We start from the raw sequence: 16,631 nt of genomic DNA, 5'->3' as shown, positions 1-16,631 counted from the left end.
CCTTTGGTGCAAAGGCTGAATTAGTATCAAATTGGCGGTATCCTTCATTACAGACAAATGATCATGGGAAAAAATTATCGTATTGAGGTGAAAAGATGAGCATAAAAGGATTGAATCATTTTTTATTTTCTGTTTCTGATCTGGAAACTGCAATAGCATTCTATCAAAACGTATTTGAAGCAAAATTGCTCGTAAAAGGAAGAAGCACTGCATATTTTGATTTACATGGAATGTGGCTTGCCCTTAATGAGGAAAAAGATGTTCCGCGAAATGAAATAGAACATTCATATACACATATCGCTTTCTCCATAGACGATGCGGATTTTGACAACATGTATGAAAAGCTGAAGGCATTAAATGTACATATACTGTCCGGCCGGCCAAGAGATGAAAGGGATAAGAAATCCATTTATTTCACAGATCCGGACGGTCACAAGTTCGAATTTCATACAGGGACGTTGCAGGATCGGCTTCACTATTATAAACAGGAAAAAACACATATGGAATTTTTTGATTAAAGTATGCACTTGTTAAGCCCTGTCACCAAAGAGCACTTAAGAACAGGAATGCCCACGACTGTGCTGCTAAACTGAATGCAGAAGGGAGAGAGACATATGGACGGCTTTCAGAGAATGCTGGAAAACATTGAAAAACTACCGCAAGATTGGGAAGAACATCAAATCCCTGCAGCAGCCTGGGCAGTTTTCCCGGTACATGGCGCCATGCCTGATGCGATGCCAAAAGTGTGGAAGCGCATATTTTCTGAGTGGTTTCCTGCCACAGGCTATGAACACGCCGGCGGGCCGGAAATGGAGATTTATCCGACGGATGCCGATCCTTCAACTGAGGATTATTACAGTGAGATATGGATTCCAATAAAAAATATGAAAGCAAACACATGGACATTTTGTTCCTGTGCTTACTTTTTGTGAAGGGTGATGAAAAATGGAAATTCGCAAATTGAAGAAACACGAACAGGCGCCAATGGATTTGTTAATATTGGCTGATCCTTCGATAGAAATAATAGAGGCATATTTGACGAGGGGAGACTGCTATATTGCTGAAATGCAAGGAGAAACAGTAGGTGTTTATGTGCTGCTTCCCACCAGACCTGAGACAGTAGAATTAATAAATGTGGCAGTTGTCGAGGAACAACATGGCAGGGGAATAGGAAAACGATTAGTGATGGATGCCGTACAAAAGGCAAAAGATAAAGACTATAAAACAATGGAAGTCGGTACTGGCAATTCCAGCATTGGACAGCTTGCCTTATACCAAAAATGCGGGTTTAGCATCAGCGGCATAGATAAAGACTTCTTTGTCAGAAACTATGCAAAAGTAATAGTTGAAAATGACATTCAGTGTAAAGATATGGTTCGGTTGTCGCAGGATTTATAGTATAATGCAGAAAAGGATTGAACCGACCTGGTTCGGAGCCAATCAAATCTTTACCTGAAAAGATTCAATGAAAGGAATGAGTAAGATTGGCAAAAGTGAAGATTCATCCGTTTATACTGCTTGCTTTAACTTTTAGTTCCATTTCCATGGCCATGTATGCCTATAGAAATTTTGCAAACCAGGAAATAGGAAATGGTGTTATCTTTTCCATTTTGTTTCTTTTCCTGGTTGGGCTGGTAATATCAGGCTTTATTCGAAACAGAAAGATCAGAAGGGAGGGCGCGAATGAACAAGAGTGAGAACATGATCAGTGTAAGAAATGTACAACCTGACGATGTAGAACAAATAGTGCAAATAGAAAAAGAAAGTTTTATAGAAGCTGAAGCTGCGACCAAAGATGTATTTATTGAAAGAATAACCAAGATACCGGACACCTTCCTGGTGGCAGAAAGAGGTGGAGAGATCCTGGGGTTTATCAATGGTCCTGTCATTCAGCAGCCATATATCACCGATGATCTATTTAAGCAAATAACCAAAAATCACGATAAAGGCGGAGTGCAAAGCATACTGGGAGTAGTGACCTCAAAGGAGGCCAGAAATCAGGGGGTTGCACAAATGCTGATAAATAAACTGACAAAACGCGCAAAAGAAAACGAAAGAGCAGCTGTCACTTTAACCTGCAGGGGAGAATTGGTTTCCTTCTATGAAAAACAGGGATTTGAAAACCACGGCAGATCAAACTCTAAACATGCTGGAGCAGAATGGTTTAATATGGTTAAAGATATCGAATAGAACTGCAGGATTCACAAAGACTGTAAAATCAAGGGTGAGTAGAGGAGAGGAAGTGCATCATGTATATACCAGTACAGTACAGAGAAACAGATATGGAGAAAATTAAAGCATTCATTCGGCAAAATGGGTTTGGCACGATTGTAACAACGAGTGATGGTAAGCCGATTGCGACGCATACTCCCCTTATGATGCGTAAAATAGATGGGGAAGATTATATTACCGGACATGTGGCGAAAGCAAATCCCCAATGGAAAACACTTGAGGGCGGGAATAACAATGTACTTGTTATGTTTCAGGGACCGCATAGTTATGTGTCCTCTTCCTGGTACAAAGAAGAAGATGTACCGACATGGAACTATCAAGCCGTACATGTCTACGGTACCTCAGAGCTGCTGAGTGAAGAAGCGTTAAAGGAAGACTTAGCCTTGTTATTGGCCAAGTATGAAAAACACCGGGAGAACCCATCTTTATGGAACAATTTATCTCCAGGGACATTAAAACAAATAAGAGGAGTTGTCGGTTTTAAAATTAACATCGAGGAAGTGCAAGCTGCCTATAAACTGAGCCAAAACCGGACAGAAGAGGATTATTTACATATTATAAATAAATTATATGGAGAAGATGATTTGAATGCAACGCAGCTGGCTGATGTGATGAAAAAGAATAAATAGCTTTTTCCTTGTAAATGTACCGTGTATTTTGCAAATGGCAAGAAGGCGGAGCTTCTTGCCCTTTCTATATAGATTTAATTTAGTTGTGGAGGACTACAGTAAAAACTCCACAAAACGCGTGAACCAGGAAAGTAAATCAATTATTATTTTTTTAATAGTTGATACATCTTCTTCGGCAACTTTATTGGAATCCTTGTATTCCCCCTCTATGCCGACTTGTAAACTATTGCTCTCCATAAAGTTAAAAAACTTGGTTCGAAGGTGGGAGGAAAAGTCTTCACTATCGATGACAACCATTACTTCTGTATTTAAAAAAGCACTTCGGGGATCAAAGTTAAAAGATCCGATTGCACTAATGCGCTGATCAACAATCATTGTCTTTCCATGCAGTGACTCACTTGCAGATTGAAATTCATACAGCTCGATGTCAGAAGCCGCCAATTTATCCCGATAATTGCTATAGCCGGAAAAAGCTAATAAATTCGGGGTGGATGCTAAAGAGTTTGTATGAAATGAAATGTTTAATTCATCTATATTGTCAACTTCAGCATATTCCATCATACGATCAGTTGGAATAATGTACGGGCTTTCCACGTAAATAGAATCCTGTGCGTTTTCCATAAGTAAAAGCAAATCTTTCCATATTAAAGGATCGGCATTCCAACGCTCAATTGGATTGTGAATAAAAGTAACCTGGTTAGTTTCAAAGGAATATTCCAGCCAATTTATATCAATTTGAAAAAAATCGGGGTATATACTTTTATTTTCTTCCAGTTGCATACGAAGCTGAGTTTCTTTTTCAGAAGCTGTATTTTCCTGACGCGCTGATAATTCAGATGCAGGTTTTTCCGTAAATTCATGTTCCCACACATAATTATAATAATCCTTTATGTCATAAATAACGCTGTTTTCTTGGTTTGTGTCATCTGTATTAATGATTAAAACATCACGGTCATTGGAAGCACCATCAAATCCGGAAGGGCCAAAATACTTATCACCAATATTTCTGCCACCCACCATGGCCAGATCATTATCCACGATCATTAACTTGTCATGAAATCGATTGTTCCAGGTCCACGGTCGAAGTGGATCAAAAGGTTCATAATATTTTAATTCAATATTTGGGTGCGCTGTAACTACATATATTGTCTCTTTTAGATTTTTCCTGTGTAAATTAACCATTCCATCCAGAATAATCCGTATATGTACCCCGCGATCAGCCGCTTCAATAAGGGTACCAAAAAAGATATCGCTGGATATTCCATCATGAATAGAGTAGTAGGATATGTCTAACGTGTCTGTAGCGTTCTCTATTAAATTAATGCGGGCAAGCCCTGATTCTAATCGGTCTTGTACAATAGCAACACGATCTGATGAAACTTCCTCTTTATAAAAGCGGGATGATGTTCTTTCATCTGTGGTTGTAGGAGGTTGTTGGAAATTGAATATTACCACACCCGTAACTACAATATAAATCAGATAAATACCGAAAATTATGCCTGTAAAAGTTAATAGTTTGCGGTACATACATAGCCACGCCAATACATATTATTTATTTTTAGTATACCTTCCTTATTTACATGAATCCATTGAGACATCGTTACGTCACAGATATGTAAGATTCTTCAGCCGGAAATAGAAAAATGGGCAGTTAATGCTATGGCTTTGTAATTTGTGACCGGAATATCCTAACTTTCATAAACTACTATAGTTTAAAATGAAAGGGGGATGCCGATGGATTATTCTTATCTTGATTGCCTGGCAGTACTTGGAGTTGGTGGAGCCCACCCAGGTGGCTTGAAATTGACAAAAGATCTGCTGGCTGATGAAATACTGGATGAATCAACTAAAATTCTTGATGCAGGCTGCGGTACCGGGCAAACTTCCGCATATATTGCTAAAGCGTATGGCTGCCATATAACAGCTTTGGATAATAATGAGGTGATGGTGGAAAAAGCAAATGAGAGGTTTTTAGCTGAAAATGTACCGGTCAAGGCTGTTGAAGGAACAGTGGAAGATTTGTCATTTTCCGATCATTCCTTTGACATTGTTTTGTCGGAATCAGTCTTGCTGTTTACTGATATAGCCAGTTCGTTACCTGAATTCAATCGGGTGTTAAGACCGGGCGGAAAACTGCTGGCTATTGAAATGGCTGCAGAAAATAAGTTGGTTAAAGAGGAACTGAAGCCATTAAAAGAATTATATGAAGCCGCACATTTTCGTATAGAAACAGAGTGGATGCGGGCATTCGATCATGCAGGTTTTCAGCGTATACAGGTGAAAAAACCCGATGTTCAATTTGACCCGGAAAATATAGACACGGTTCCTGACTTTGCAATTTCCGAGCCAATGGATCCAGCTTATTTTAATATTATGAAGGAGCATGAGGAAATGATGAAATACTATGAGGATAAATTGGGATTTCGCGTTTTTAATTGTATAAAGTAATAAATAGAATGCCGGAAATCCCGTTTAAAATGGATTCCGGCTTATTTTTTCATGCATCAATATCAATAAACTTTCTGCCCGAATTTCTTTTTGGAATGGTAATTTTCAACGTATCTTTATGAAAGGATGCTTTCGTATCTTTTTCGGATACATGGAATGGCAGGGTAATCAACCGTTCCGTTTTTTGAAAGGACTGTCTCCTGTCGTTATATTTGGTCTTATCATTCTTTTCTTCCAATATAGTCATATCCTCTGCCGCAATCCGAAGCCGATTCCCGATTATTTCCAGTTCAATCTGATCTTTTTTTATTCCCGGCAAATATGCTTCAACAATAATGTCCATATCTGTTTCATACATATTTACATCAAATGACTTTAAATTGAAGAAGGAATCGAAATTGCGGATGGATTCATTCAAGAACGAATCCATGTGATTAAAAATATCCTGAAATCCTGATTTGTTGGACCAAGGGAGATTATCTTTATTCGATGACATAAGCTTCACCTCTTATTTTTTGTTTTACTTTAGAATATGCGAATAGACCAATTGTGTAGTGGGCAAATGATTTAGAAAAAATAAGTGCTAATTCAGTGTAATGCTCTCTTTGCTCCATCCATACAATTTTCAAGATTTATACATTGACTTAAGTAAGTAAGCGGTATAATATTGATTATAGGTGAAAATCATTCTCATTTGACTAATTGATAACCTGTGAATAGCAACGGAACCTTTGGGGGTCGAGAATATGAGTTTTATTCAACTGAAAAATATAACGAAAAACTTTCATCGCAAAGGTCAGCCGGCTGTCAATAACCTTAATTTAAACATCGAGCAGGGTGAGATCGTTACATTGCTTGGACCAAGCGGTTGTGGAAAAACGACAACCTTACGAATGGTTGCAGGGTTTGAACAGCCTGATTCTGGAAAAATTAAAATAGATGATTTAACTGTATTCGATAATTATAAATCCGTTCCTCCTGAAAAACGTGGAATTGGGATGGTTTTTCAGGATTATACATTATTTCCACATATGACCATTGAGAAAAATGTGTCTTTTGGCCTGTCAAAATGGAGACGAAAAGACAGAAAACAAAGGACTGAAGAAGTTTTGGAACTTGTGGGGCTTGCCGATTACGCCCATAGATTTCCAAGTGAATTATCCGGCGGTCAGCAGCAGCGTGTGGCGCTGGCACGAGCAATGGCACCAAAACCGCATGTTATTTTAATGGATGAGCCATTCAGTAATCTGGATGCAGGATTGCGGGAGAAAATGCGTTTTGATGTGTCAAATATATTAAAACAGGCAAATACAACAGCTATCATTGTTACTCATGATCAAAAAGATGCTTTTTCTATCTCAGACCGTGTTGTAGTGATGAGTAATGGTATTGTTCAGCAGGTTGATGAACCCCGCAGGATGTACCGTTGTCCAAGGAACTGTTTTGTGGCGCAGTTTGTAGGTAAAACAAACCTGTTGCCGGGTAAGCTTTGTCCGGATATGATGCATGTGGATACCCATATTGGCCGGGTTTCTCTGCCTGAAAGGACGGAGCAGCTATTGGAAGAGGTTCACGTATCCATCCGCCCTGAGGGTTGCCGGTTAACAGAACAAGGGCAGTACAGCGGTAAAGTGGAAAGGGTAACTTATGGTGGAGATTATCAGGAGCTGGAAATCAGTCTGCCTGCCAATCCGCTTGTCAATGAACCGATGATTATTTATGCCCCGGTGGAAAAAGAAGTGGAGATCGGCTCCATTGTATCTTTTGAAATAACCCCCGAATTGGTAGCACTTGTTGAAAATTAATTAGACCCGATATATGTCATAAGGAAAACTGTGATAACTCAGTTGTCTCTGTTTTCCTTTTTAGTTTGATTTGATTTTGAACAACTAATAAAACCGAACTTGTGTTTAAAAAAAGTGATTGTTGACTTTAAAATGGATTTTCAATAGAATAAAGAAGCAAGTCTATAATTGATAATTGTTCTCAATTATGTCGGTTACATAAAGCGATTTCCAAGGAGGAGAATGAAGTGAAAACACAGGTTAAAATATTAATATTTATGATCTCCATCGCCGCTGCAGTGCTTGTTTTGGCTGCCTGCGGTTCTAATAATGAAGAAGAAACCATGGATAGCACACAAGAAGATGCTGCACTGGAAGAAACAGACGAATTGGTTGTTTATTCTGCCAGAAATGAACGGTTTGTGCAGGATTTACTTGATAAATTCAGTGAGGATACAGGCATTGAGGTAGCGGCTTTACATGGTGCTGACCCACTGCAAATTGAGGCAGAAGCAAATAATGTACAAGCAGATATATTTATATCCAATGACCTTGGAGCGCTCGGTTATTTACACAGCCAGGGTTACTTGGCAGGCACTGACCCCGAAGACATCGACACAATTCCAGAACAGTTCCGCTCGGAAGATAATGCATATTTTGCTATTTCAGCAAGGACACGCGGATTTATTTATAATAAAGAATTAGTGTCCGAAGATGATTTGCCTAAGAGTATGGAAGATCTGTTTGAAGAAGAATGGGCTGATGTGCCAAATGGCTATGCCATTACAAGAGGTGGGAATGGTGGTATGATTGGCAATGTATCTGCTCTCCGTCATGAATGGGGAGATGAAAGAACTGCTGATTGGATCAGTGCCATTCAGGAGCATGCAGCCGGAATTTATGAAGGTCACGGTGATATTAGGAGAGCAGTTGGTGCTGGTGAACATGCATTTGGGCTGGTGAATAATTATTATTATCATCAGCAATTGCTTGAGCCTGCGGATAATAATGTTGGTTTTATTTATCCGGATCAGGGAGAAGATGAAATGGGGGCCATTGCCAACGCTGCAGGTATCGGGAATGTAAATGGCGGTCCAAATGAACAAAATGCGATGATTTTTATTGAGTGGCTGCTGGAACCGGAAAACCAGAAGCAATTTGTAGGTGAATCATTGGAGCTGTTAATTAATTCCGATATCGAGGTGGACTACCCGGAAGAAGTCCAGGAACAGGTTGTCAACTTTGAAGATTTGAAAATACAGGATATGACCATCACGGACCTTGGAGAGCATTTTGAGGGTACGAAAGATTTAATTGAACAATCAGGCCTGGATCTGGAGTTAAGATAGTGTAAATCATCGCTATAGGAGCATTTTTATGAAGGGGAAAAAACATGAGAAACAAATAAAAAGAGACCAAAACAAGGCTGGCGGCATTATGCCTCAGCCTGTTTTAAGTTTCTTTAGAAAAAACTGGCGTTTAACCTGGGGTGGAAATCCGCCTGGGCCAATTCTTCTGATTATGGGTTTATTCGTGGCAATAGTTATGGCGATACCCATTATCTATGTCGTTTTTCAATCGCTGTTTGCAGGCGCTGATCGCTGGCTTCGCTTATTGGATGACCGAATCCCGGAACTTTTGTGGAACACACTGTCCCTTACATTGGTTGTAACTTTTTCAGCTGTTGTCATTGGAGTATCTCTGGCTTGGTTTGTAGTGCGGACAGATTTACCGGGAGGAAAAGTATGGCGGTGGTTGCTTGCGCTGCCACTGGTGATCCCTCCGTATGTAGGTGCGGTTACCTATATTATCGTGCTTGGACCGAGTGGTTGGGTTAGGGATCTATGGGAGGGAGCTGGCTTCCTGGGAGAATACAATCTTGACATTTACTCCTTTGGGGGTGTGGCATTTGTTTTAGTTATGTTCACTTATCCTTATGTCTATTTAATCGCAAGTGCTTCACTAAGAAGGATGAACAGAAACTATGAAGAAGTTGCCCGCTCGCAAAATATGTCGACAGGTCGTATTTTCTGGAAAATTAACCTGCCCTTTTTACGTCCGGCAATCGGTGCAGGTGCCATCTTAATTGCACTGTATGTATTGTCCGATTTTGGTGCGATTGCGATGATGCGGTATGTTACGTTCACGGCGGCCATCTATTTTCAGACGGCGAGTTTTGACACGGAGTCTGCAGCCGTATTGAGCCTGGTGCTGATTGTAATAACTGTCATTATTTTATGGATCGAAGGGTTTACAAAAAGGAAAAGTAATTACCATCAGACCTCCAATACATTTAAAGCACCGGTTCAGCTTTCCCTCGGGAAATGGAAACCGTTTGTACTTTCATTTGTCATTATTGTTTTTTTACTTTCGGTGTTGATTCCGATTGCAGTACTTATATACTGGTCATTCATTGGAGTGCAAATGGGTGCACTTGATTCCAGATTCTTTGGATTTGTGTGGAACAGCTTTCGCTTGTCAGGAGCCGCTGCCATATTATGTATGGTGTTGGCTATCCCAATTGTTTACTTAAAACTGCGTTACCCTTCTTTTATTTCCAACGGGATCGATAGGCTGAGCTATGCCGGTTATGCGCTTCCAGGTGTCATTGTGGCTCTTGGTTTTGTATTTATTTTCAATAATCATTTACCGGTATTGTATAATACATTTTATGTGGTTGCCATTGCATTTATTGTCCGTTTTCTGCCACAAGCGATGCAATCCACCACAGCTTCATTAAGTCTCGTATCTCCACGTGTGGATGAAGCCGCAAGAAGTCTTGGCTATCCACCATGGAAGGTATTAACAAAAGTTATTATTCCAACAATCTTACCTGGTGTCCTTGCAGGTGGGGCTTTAGTATTCGTCAGTTCAATAAAGGAGCTGCCTGCTACGTTAATGTTAAGGCCTCCCGGATTCGATACACTCGCCGTCAGGGTGTATTTCGAAGCAACGGAGGGAATCTATCATTTGGCGGCACCTGCAGCATTGCTGATCATTATTGTATCCATTCTGCCATTGCAGATTTTGTTAAGAAAGTATTAATGAAGACAGAAAAAGAATTTTGATATTTGTAAAGCAGCAGAAATAAGCTTAGTTTTCTCTTATACAGGAAAAACCGGGTACACACATGCGTGTATCCGGTTTTTCGTACTGATACTCAATAAATCGCAAGTTTAGACTACTGGGGCACAGAATGCCTCTTTGCATCGATTATTTCAATTACACGAAACAAACATAAAATTTATTTACCCGGTAGAAACACCGTCAAGAATCAATTTATTTTAACTGGAAATTGGTATGCTAAAGTCAAAGTTTTTATCTGAAATTTAGTAATAAGCGTAAAATCCGGTTTATTCATTAATAATTGACAGGTATTAATAGACAACGGCAATCATTTGTAGCTCATTATATCTCATCGGGAATAATCACGTTATTCACCGGTTTATGCTTTTTGACGTTAATTTTGCTTATGTTAATCTTATATAGTAACTAAAATAAAATAATTTCATTTCCAGGAGGTGAGAGCATCAATACAAGCGGAATTGGTGAAATGACATTAACAACTGATATAGAGACTGATTTTCATTTTCGTAAGCCGACCAAAGAAGATGGAGCAGCTGTATGGGAGCTGATTAAAGATACAAAGGTACTTGACCTCAATTCTTCCTACAGTTACATCATGTGGTGTGAAATCTTTGCTGAAACATCCATCGTGGCGGAACGGGAAGGGAAGACGGTTGGCTTCATTTCCGGGTTTATCAATCCGAATAATCCGGGTTCATTGTTCATCTGGCAAGTAGCTGTCAATGCTTCCGAACGCGGCAGAGGATTGGCAACCAAGATGCTTCGTCAATTGCTGCATCGTACAGCAGAAGATGTTCAATATGTAGAAGCAACGGTTTCTCCATCAAATAAACCGTCCCAGTCATTATTTAAAGGTCTTGCAGAGAAGCTTGACACCAATTGTGAGATCAGTGATTACTTTACATCAAACGACTTCCCGGATGAAGGGGAAGAGCATGAAGACGAATTACTGTATACAATTGGACCGATTTCAAAAGAAAATAAATAATTAAAGGATGATTTAGTTGACAACGGCAGTATTAAACGATACGAAAATGAAAACTTTTGAAGAACTGGAATCAGAAGTAAGAAGTTACAGCAGAGGCTGGCCGACGGTTTTTGACAAATCGAAGGGCTACAAGCTGTGGGATACAGATGGCAAAGAATACATCGATTTCTTTGCCGGTGCAGGTACATTGAATTATGGTCACAATGATGATGCCATGCAGCAAAAACTAATTGAATACATTCAGAATGATGGCATTATCCATAGCCTCGATATGGGTACAACCCCGAGAAAAGAGTTTCTCGAACGCTTCAAAGAAGTAATACTTACACCACGAAACCTTGATTATAAAATTATGTTTCCTGGGCCGACGGGTACAAACACGGTAGAAAGTGCATTGAAAATTGCCAGGAAAGTAACCGGGCGTGAAACAGTAATCAGCTTTACAAATGCGTTTCACGGAATGACGATTGGTTCTCTTTCCGTGACAGGGAACTCCTTTAAACGCCATGGCGCAGGTGTCCCGCTGCATCACTCGGTTTCCATGCCGTTTGATAACTATGTGGAAGGTTCCGATTCCATTGCATATCTGGAACGGTTTTTGGAAGATAGCGGAAGTGGTGTTGCACTGCCGGCTGCAATTATACTGGAAACTGTTCAGGGTGAAGGCGGCATTAATGCAGCGCGCATGGAATGGCTGAAAAAAGTGGAGGAACTGTGCAAACGCTGGGATATTCTGCTGATTATCGATGATGTCCAGGCTGGGAATGGCCGGACCGGTACTTTCTTCAGTTTTGAACCAGCAGGTATTGATCCGGATATTGTGTGCCTCTCCAAGTCGATTGGAGGAATTGGATTACCAATGGCGATCACGTTAATCAAGCCGGAGCATGACCAATGGGGACCTGGTGAGCATAATGGAACCTTCCGCGGTAATAATATGGCATTCATTGCGGCGACAGAAGCACTGAAAAAATGGGAGAATGATGATTTTTCCAATGAAATAAAAGCCAAAGGCGAATACTTGAGAAAAGCAGTGGATATGCTGATTGAGAAATATCCGGAATTAAACGGAGAAGCCAGAGGAAGAGGTTTAATGCAAGGCATTGCCGTAGAAAAAGCAGAATTAGCAGGTGAAATTTGTGCCGAAGCATTTAACCGCGGGCTGATTGTGGAAACTTCCGGACCGGATGATGAAGTTGTAAAATTCCTTCCGCCACTGATCATTGATCAGGAAGGCTTGGAAAAAGGGCTACAACTGCTGGAAGACAGCATAAAACACGTCCTTGCAAAATAAAATAACCAACAGCAATAAGCTATAGAAGATCAGACAGAGAGGGGAAAATAATAGATGATCGTAAAATCACTGGAAGACTTAATTGGAACGGAAGATCATACAAAATCCGAAAACTGGGAGAGCCGCCGTTTTATCTTGAAAAAAGACGGGGTAGGCTTCAGTATGAATGATACAATAATCAAAGCAGGGACAGATAATTTCTTCTGGTATAAAAACCATATTGAAGCGGTATACTGCATTGAAGGCGAAGGGGAAATTGAAAAGGTGTCCACTGGTGACGTCTATCAGATTAAGCCAGGAACCATGTATCTATTAGATGAACACGACAAACATCGTCTTCGTGCACGCACACAAATGCGTATGGTATGTGTGTTCAACCCGCCGTTGGTTGGAACGGAAACACATAATGAAGAAGGGTATTACCCGCTTCTTACTGAATAATGGTTTGAAAAATCACCTGGAATGGGAGTGATCCCATACCGGGTGATTTTTTTATTGGAAATGACTGGTGAAGTAGTTAGTATATTTGTAAATTAATCAATGTCGAACAAAACAAAAAAATACAGTAGTATGAAATTAAAAATCTGGTACAAAATACGATGGAAACTAAAAAACGAGGAGAGATTCGAATGTCACAACAGCAAGCACAGCAAACACTTCAGCAGATTCAGCAAATTGCTCAGCAATTGGAGCAGCAGGAACAGCAAAATGCCCAGCAGCTGCAGCAGCAGACCCAGCAGCCGGGAGCACAGCAGCAAGCAGGAAGCATGGGCGCCCAGCAAATGGCGCAAATGGAACAAAATGCGGCACAGCAATTACAGCAAATTCAACAGCTTTGCAATCAGTGTGAACAGGAAATGATGAATCCGTAACTGAACCATGACTGTGAGAATAGGCTGTTTAAGGCGAGACCATATTCACTCACGCAGGGTAGCGCCTTTATTCAGCCTCTTTTTGTTGTTGCTAAAATTCTTTAAGCAATAGGCAGGCATTTTTGGTTTGGTGAAATACCTTCACGTATTTGTTAAGTAATTCACATATACCAGACTTTGTTATCTGTGGAAGAAATCGCAACTGCTCCGGCCTGCAGTGCAGTCAGAACTATTTCTTTTTCACAAACCAATCCGCTTGCAATTATTGGTGTATTAATTTTCTCTTTTACCCATTTGATGGACTGTGGCATACCACCGGGGAGGATTTCAATGAAAGTTGGTTGTGATTGAGCTATTTGTTTGTCTATACTGTGGAAGGAAAATGAATCAACCAAGAAGAATCGATGGACTGTATAAAAATGATATCTATGTGCTGCATGAACCATATGAGCTTTAGTGCTAATAATGCCATCTGCATTAGTATGGTCATTTAGAAATTGAAGCGCTACTTCGTCATTTGAAACTCCTTCGAGCAGGTCCACATGTACAAATGCAAGTTTTCCATGATCTTTGATTTTATTTACGATTTGCCCAATGTTGATTATAGTACCGTAAAGGACAAAGACTGTATTACAATCAGTCCGAATTGCTTCTTCCAAGCCTTTTTCATCTTTTACAGATGCAATTACCGGATTTTCTTCCAAGTTTTTAATTACTTTATTATTACTCATCATATAACTCCTTATATAATAAAATACTCTAATAAAGTATTATACAACAACTAGATAAGTAGTAAAGGAAAAGTGCTTCAATTTGTCGATTCATGGTGAAATTTTCCCAAGGGAAGTTGACATAATGAAAATAAAAACATATACTATAAAACAGTTCCATAAGTTATAAACGAAGTTACTAGAGCCGAGAGAAAAGTAACTTCCCTTGGGGGAAGTGTGCTTTTCTCTCTTTTTATTCCTATATAAATCTGAGGAAATCTAAGGTGAAAAGGTGAAAAAATGGAAATAACACAATTCTCAATGGACTATTTTTCTTTGAAAGGAAAAACAGCTATCGTTACAGGAGGAAATACAGGGTTGGGACAAGCATTTTCCTTAGCATTGGCAAAAGCAGGGGCAAACCTGTTCATTCCAAGTTTTGTGGAAGATGATGGAACTACAAAGCATCTAATCGAAAATGAAGGCAGCCGAGTCGAATTTTTGCAAATGGACATTACAAAAGATGGAGCACCGAAGAAATTGATAGAAAAATGTCTGGAAGTTTATGGTTCACTTGATATTGTTATCAATAGTGCAGGTCTAAATAAAATTGCGAGATTCAAGGACTTTGACAGAACAAAATGGGACCCCATGTTGCAAGTGAATTTGACTGCTGCATTTGAAGTTAGTCACGAGGCTGGTAAATGGATGATGGAACAGCAACAGGGAAAGATAATAAATATATGTTCATTATTTTCCTTTCTTGGAGGCCAAGGTTCACCTGCCTATGCTGCCAGCAAGCATGGACTGGCAGGTTTAACTAAGGCAATGGCGGATGAACTGGGAGCCTATAATATTCAAGTAAACGGGATTGCCCCCGGTTATTTTGCAACAGACCTGACTAAAAAGACAAGGAATGATCCGGAGGCCAACCAAGGAATACTAAATCATACCCCCGCAAATCGCTGGGGAGAACCAGCCGACCTGATGGGAGCTGTTGTATTTCTTTCCAGTCAGGCAGCAAACTATGTAAATGGACATATTTTAACAGTCGACGGAGGCTACTTGGTTCGTTAGTGATGGAGAGGGATGATGAGGTTATGAAACATAACAAATATATCATCGGTGTCGATGGAGGTTCTCAAAGTACGAAGGTAGTAATTTATGATTTATATGGAAATAAGATAAGTGAAGGAAAGCAACCCCTCAAGCCAATGCATACTCCCGGAGATGGAATAGTTGAACATCCGGATGATGACTTATGGAATTCATTAATACATGCCAGTCAAAAAGCTTTAGAGCGTTTCCCCGGTAATAAAGAAGAAATAATCGGCGTTGGACTTTGTACGATTCGTTTTTGTCGCTGCCTTTTAAAGAAGAATGGGGAACTTGCAGCACCTGCGATGAGCTGGATGGATGATCGTGTATCCAAACCCTATGAACACACAAATAAGGAGACAGCATATGTGACGACATCCTCTGGTTATATTACACACCGACTGACAGGGGAGTTCAAGGATACTTCAGCTAACTATCAGGGGATGTGGCCAATCGATACTGATAATTGGGAGTGGAGTAAAGACCAAACTGTACTCAATTATTTTAATATCCCAAGAGAAATGTTGTTTGACCTTCAGCCGCCCGGGAGCATCTTAGGTCATTTAACAAAAGAAGCATCGGAAGCTACAGGTATACCGAAAAATATTCCTGTTATTGCTACTGCAAATGACAAAGCAGTTGAAGCACTGGGAGCTGGCCTTTTGAATGAGAACACAGCCTTGATTTCTTTAGGCACTTATATCGCAGGAATGGTACCTAGTGAGAAAAATATAAAAAAAACAACTGATTATTGGACGAACTTTGCATCTGTGCCAGGCAAGTATCTGCTGGAAAGTAATGGAATCCGTCGCGGTATGTGGACGATCAGCTGGTTTATGAGCCTTTTTGGGGAAGATTTAATCAAGCGGGCTGAAGCAGAGCAGTTAACGCCTGAAGCGCTTTTAAACAGGGAAGCTGAACTAAATGTTCCTGCTGGAAGTGATGGGCTTATTACTATTCTGGATTGGCTTGCTCCTTCTGACAAAACATTCCGGAAAGGTATGATGATTGGTTTTGATGAACGTCATACTGCTGCGCATATGTATCATTCCATTTTAGAAGGAATCTCCATGACAATGAAAAATAATTTAGAGGCGTTATTTGCAGAAAGAAAAATGAATATGAAAGAAGTATTTGTTTCAGGTGGCGGTGCCAAAGGGGACGTGCTCATGCAAATGATGGCAAACGTATTTGGGGTTCCTGCTAAACGGAATAAAATTATTGATTCTGCGAGTCTGGGAGCTGCGATTAATGCAGCTGTTGCCTTAAATGAATATTCAACCTATTCCAAGGCTGTTGAACAAATGGTTAGCACCAAAGATATATTTTCACCTGATCTGGAGAAGCATGACTTTTATAAAAAATTAAATACTGAAGTCTACCGGCATGTAACAGATTATACGGATGAGCTGCTAATGAAATTGTATTCCTTGAAAAATGACTAATAGAATATTTGACCACATCCAGGCGCTAACGGCATTTTTAAAGG

General features: G+C 40.0%; 18 protein-coding genes and 1 pseudogene. 16 read left to right on the top strand and 3 right to left on the bottom strand.

The window, feature by feature from the left end:
* Positions 1–95: 95 nt before the first annotated feature.
* From fosM to ACZ42C_RS07365, 6 genes and pseudogenes are all read left to right on the top strand, one after another.
* The gene (fosM, locus tag ACZ42C_RS07390) at positions 96–518 is read left to right on the top strand and encodes a FosM family fosfomycin resistance protein (RefSeq protein WP_461180775.1); all 423 of its coding nucleotides are present in this window, start codon (positions 96–98) and stop codon (positions 516–518) included.
* Positions 519–656: 138 nt separating this feature from the next.
* Positions 657–932 (top strand): annotated as a pseudogene (locus tag ACZ42C_RS07385) (GyrI-like domain-containing protein); the annotation flags it as partial.
* 13 nt (positions 933–945) lie between these two features.
* Complete coding sequence (locus tag ACZ42C_RS07380) at positions 946–1,398, top strand: GNAT family N-acetyltransferase (RefSeq protein WP_461180774.1); 453 nt, start codon at positions 946–948, stop codon at positions 1,396–1,398.
* An 86-nt stretch (positions 1,399–1,484) separates the two neighbouring features.
* Positions 1,485–1,697: a hypothetical protein gene (locus ACZ42C_RS07375; protein ID WP_461180773.1), complete on the top strand. Its 213-nt coding sequence runs from the start codon at positions 1,485–1,487 to the stop codon at positions 1,695–1,697.
* The gene (locus tag ACZ42C_RS07370; protein ID WP_461180772.1) at positions 1,684–2,190 is read left to right on the top strand and encodes a GNAT family N-acetyltransferase; all 507 of its coding nucleotides are present in this window, start codon (positions 1,684–1,686) and stop codon (positions 2,188–2,190) included. The genes ACZ42C_RS07375 and ACZ42C_RS07370 overlap by 14 nt, the downstream gene beginning before the upstream one ends.
* Positions 2,191–2,249: 59 nt before the next feature.
* Complete coding sequence (locus ACZ42C_RS07365) at positions 2,250–2,861, top strand: FMN-binding negative transcriptional regulator (RefSeq protein ID WP_461180771.1); 612 nt, start codon at positions 2,250–2,252, stop codon at positions 2,859–2,861.
* 93 nt (positions 2,862–2,954) lie between these two features.
* Here ACZ42C_RS07365 and ACZ42C_RS07360 read toward each other — a convergent pair whose 3' ends face one another.
* Positions 2,955–4,388: a phospholipase D-like domain-containing protein gene (locus tag ACZ42C_RS07360; protein WP_461180770.1), complete on the bottom strand. Its 1,434-nt coding sequence runs from the start codon at positions 4,386–4,388 to the stop codon at positions 2,955–2,957.
* 207 nt (positions 4,389–4,595) lie between these two features.
* On the opposite strand from ACZ42C_RS07360, the gene ACZ42C_RS07355 reads away from it, so the two are divergent.
* Positions 4,596–5,309, top strand: a complete 714-nt coding sequence (locus tag ACZ42C_RS07355) for a class I SAM-dependent methyltransferase (RefSeq protein ID WP_461180769.1) — start codon at positions 4,596–4,598, stop codon at positions 5,307–5,309.
* Between the two features lie 49 nt (positions 5,310–5,358).
* On the opposite strand, the gene ACZ42C_RS07350 is transcribed toward ACZ42C_RS07355, so the two are convergent.
* Positions 5,359–5,805 carry an Hsp20/alpha crystallin family protein gene (locus ACZ42C_RS07350; protein WP_461180768.1) on the bottom strand — a complete coding sequence of 149 codons (447 nt, stop codon included), beginning with the start codon at positions 5,803–5,805 and terminating at the stop codon, positions 5,359–5,361.
* A gap of 250 nt (positions 5,806–6,055) precedes the next feature.
* Between ACZ42C_RS07350 and ACZ42C_RS07345 the strand changes: the two genes are divergently transcribed.
* From ACZ42C_RS07345 to ACZ42C_RS07315, 7 genes are all read left to right on the top strand, one after another.
* Positions 6,056–7,114 carry an ABC transporter ATP-binding protein gene (locus ACZ42C_RS07345; RefSeq protein WP_461180767.1) on the top strand — a complete coding sequence of 353 codons (1,059 nt, stop codon included), beginning with the start codon at positions 6,056–6,058 and terminating at the stop codon, positions 7,112–7,114.
* A gap of 227 nt (positions 7,115–7,341) precedes the next feature.
* The gene (locus ACZ42C_RS07340; protein ID WP_461180766.1) at positions 7,342–8,442 is read left to right on the top strand and encodes an extracellular solute-binding protein; all 1,101 of its coding nucleotides are present in this window, start codon (positions 7,342–7,344) and stop codon (positions 8,440–8,442) included.
* A 28-nt stretch (positions 8,443–8,470) separates the two neighbouring features.
* On the top strand, positions 8,471–10,138 hold the full coding sequence (locus tag ACZ42C_RS07335; RefSeq protein ID WP_461180765.1) for an ABC transporter permease: 1,668 nt from the start codon (positions 8,471–8,473) through the stop codon (positions 10,136–10,138).
* A gap of 508 nt (positions 10,139–10,646) precedes the next feature.
* Entirely contained in the window at positions 10,647–11,168 is a 522-nt protein-coding gene (ectA, locus tag ACZ42C_RS07330) for a diaminobutyrate acetyltransferase (protein ID WP_461180764.1), read from the top strand.
* 16 nt (positions 11,169–11,184) lie between these two features.
* Positions 11,185–12,462 carry a diaminobutyrate--2-oxoglutarate transaminase gene (gene ectB, locus ACZ42C_RS07325; protein WP_461180763.1) on the top strand — a complete coding sequence of 426 codons (1,278 nt, stop codon included), beginning with the start codon at positions 11,185–11,187 and terminating at the stop codon, positions 12,460–12,462.
* Between the two features lie 54 nt (positions 12,463–12,516).
* Positions 12,517–12,903 (top strand): ectoine synthase, encoded by a 387-nt coding sequence (locus ACZ42C_RS07320; protein ID WP_461180762.1) that lies wholly within the window; start codon positions 12,517–12,519, stop codon positions 12,901–12,903.
* 188 nt (positions 12,904–13,091) lie between these two features.
* On the top strand, positions 13,092–13,334 hold the full coding sequence (locus ACZ42C_RS07315; protein WP_461180761.1) for a hypothetical protein: 243 nt from the start codon (positions 13,092–13,094) through the stop codon (positions 13,332–13,334).
* Between the two features lie 161 nt (positions 13,335–13,495).
* Here the strand turns inward: ACZ42C_RS07315 and ACZ42C_RS07310 are convergent, their stop codons facing one another.
* Entirely contained in the window at positions 13,496–14,068 is a 573-nt protein-coding gene (locus ACZ42C_RS07310; RefSeq protein WP_464891340.1) for a glycerol-3-phosphate responsive antiterminator, read from the bottom strand.
* Positions 14,069–14,344: 276 nt separating this feature from the next.
* Between ACZ42C_RS07310 and ACZ42C_RS07305 the strand changes: the two genes are divergently transcribed.
* Together ACZ42C_RS07305 and ACZ42C_RS07300 are read left to right on the top strand one after the other, a co-directional pair.
* The gene (locus ACZ42C_RS07305) at positions 14,345–15,121 is read left to right on the top strand and encodes an SDR family oxidoreductase (protein ID WP_461180759.1); all 777 of its coding nucleotides are present in this window, start codon (positions 14,345–14,347) and stop codon (positions 15,119–15,121) included.
* A gap of 23 nt (positions 15,122–15,144) precedes the next feature.
* Positions 15,145–16,587 carry an FGGY-family carbohydrate kinase gene (locus ACZ42C_RS07300; RefSeq protein ID WP_461180758.1) on the top strand — a complete coding sequence of 481 codons (1,443 nt, stop codon included), beginning with the start codon at positions 15,145–15,147 and terminating at the stop codon, positions 16,585–16,587.
* Positions 16,588–16,631 lie beyond the last annotated feature (44 nt).

The sequence above is a fragment of the Virgibacillus kimchii genome, from assembly GCF_055379185.1.
Note: the sequence above shows the minus strand (reverse complement) of the source record. Positions and strands in the feature narration are given on the sequence as shown.

Coding starts and splice junctions, on each gene's coding strand:
- ectA (WP_461180764.1), top strand. CDS start 10,647: ATGACATTAACAACTGATATAGAGACTGATTTTCATTTTCGTAAGCCG.
- ACZ42C_RS07305 (WP_461180759.1), top strand. CDS start 14,345: ATGGAAATAACACAATTCTCAATGGACTATTTTTCTTTGAAAGGAAAA.
- ACZ42C_RS07315 (WP_461180761.1), top strand. CDS start 13,092: ATGTCACAACAGCAAGCACAGCAAACACTTCAGCAGATTCAGCAAATT.
- ACZ42C_RS07335 (WP_461180765.1), top strand. CDS start 8,471: ATGAAGGGGAAAAAACATGAGAAACAAATAAAAAGAGACCAAAACAAG.
- fosM (WP_461180775.1), top strand. CDS start 96: ATGAGCATAAAAGGATTGAATCATTTTTTATTTTCTGTTTCTGATCTG.
- ACZ42C_RS07370 (WP_461180772.1), top strand. CDS start 1,684: ATGAACAAGAGTGAGAACATGATCAGTGTAAGAAATGTACAACCTGAC.
- ACZ42C_RS07320 (WP_461180762.1), top strand. CDS start 12,517: ATGATCGTAAAATCACTGGAAGACTTAATTGGAACGGAAGATCATACA.
- ACZ42C_RS07380 (WP_461180774.1), top strand. CDS start 946: ATGGAAATTCGCAAATTGAAGAAACACGAACAGGCGCCAATGGATTTG.
- ACZ42C_RS07360 (WP_461180770.1), bottom strand. CDS start 4,388: ATGTACCGCAAACTATTAACTTTTACAGGCATAATTTTCGGTATTTAT.
- ACZ42C_RS07350 (WP_461180768.1), bottom strand. CDS start 5,805: ATGTCATCGAATAAAGATAATCTCCCTTGGTCCAACAAATCAGGATTT.
- ACZ42C_RS07310 (WP_464891340.1), bottom strand. CDS start 14,068: ATGATGAGTAATAATAAAGTAATTAAAAACTTGGAAGAAAATCCGGTA.
- ACZ42C_RS07355 (WP_461180769.1), top strand. CDS start 4,596: ATGGATTATTCTTATCTTGATTGCCTGGCAGTACTTGGAGTTGGTGGA.
- ACZ42C_RS07300 (WP_461180758.1), top strand. CDS start 15,145: ATGAAACATAACAAATATATCATCGGTGTCGATGGAGGTTCTCAAAGT.
- ACZ42C_RS07365 (WP_461180771.1), top strand. CDS start 2,250: ATGTATATACCAGTACAGTACAGAGAAACAGATATGGAGAAAATTAAA.
- ACZ42C_RS07345 (WP_461180767.1), top strand. CDS start 6,056: ATGAGTTTTATTCAACTGAAAAATATAACGAAAAACTTTCATCGCAAA.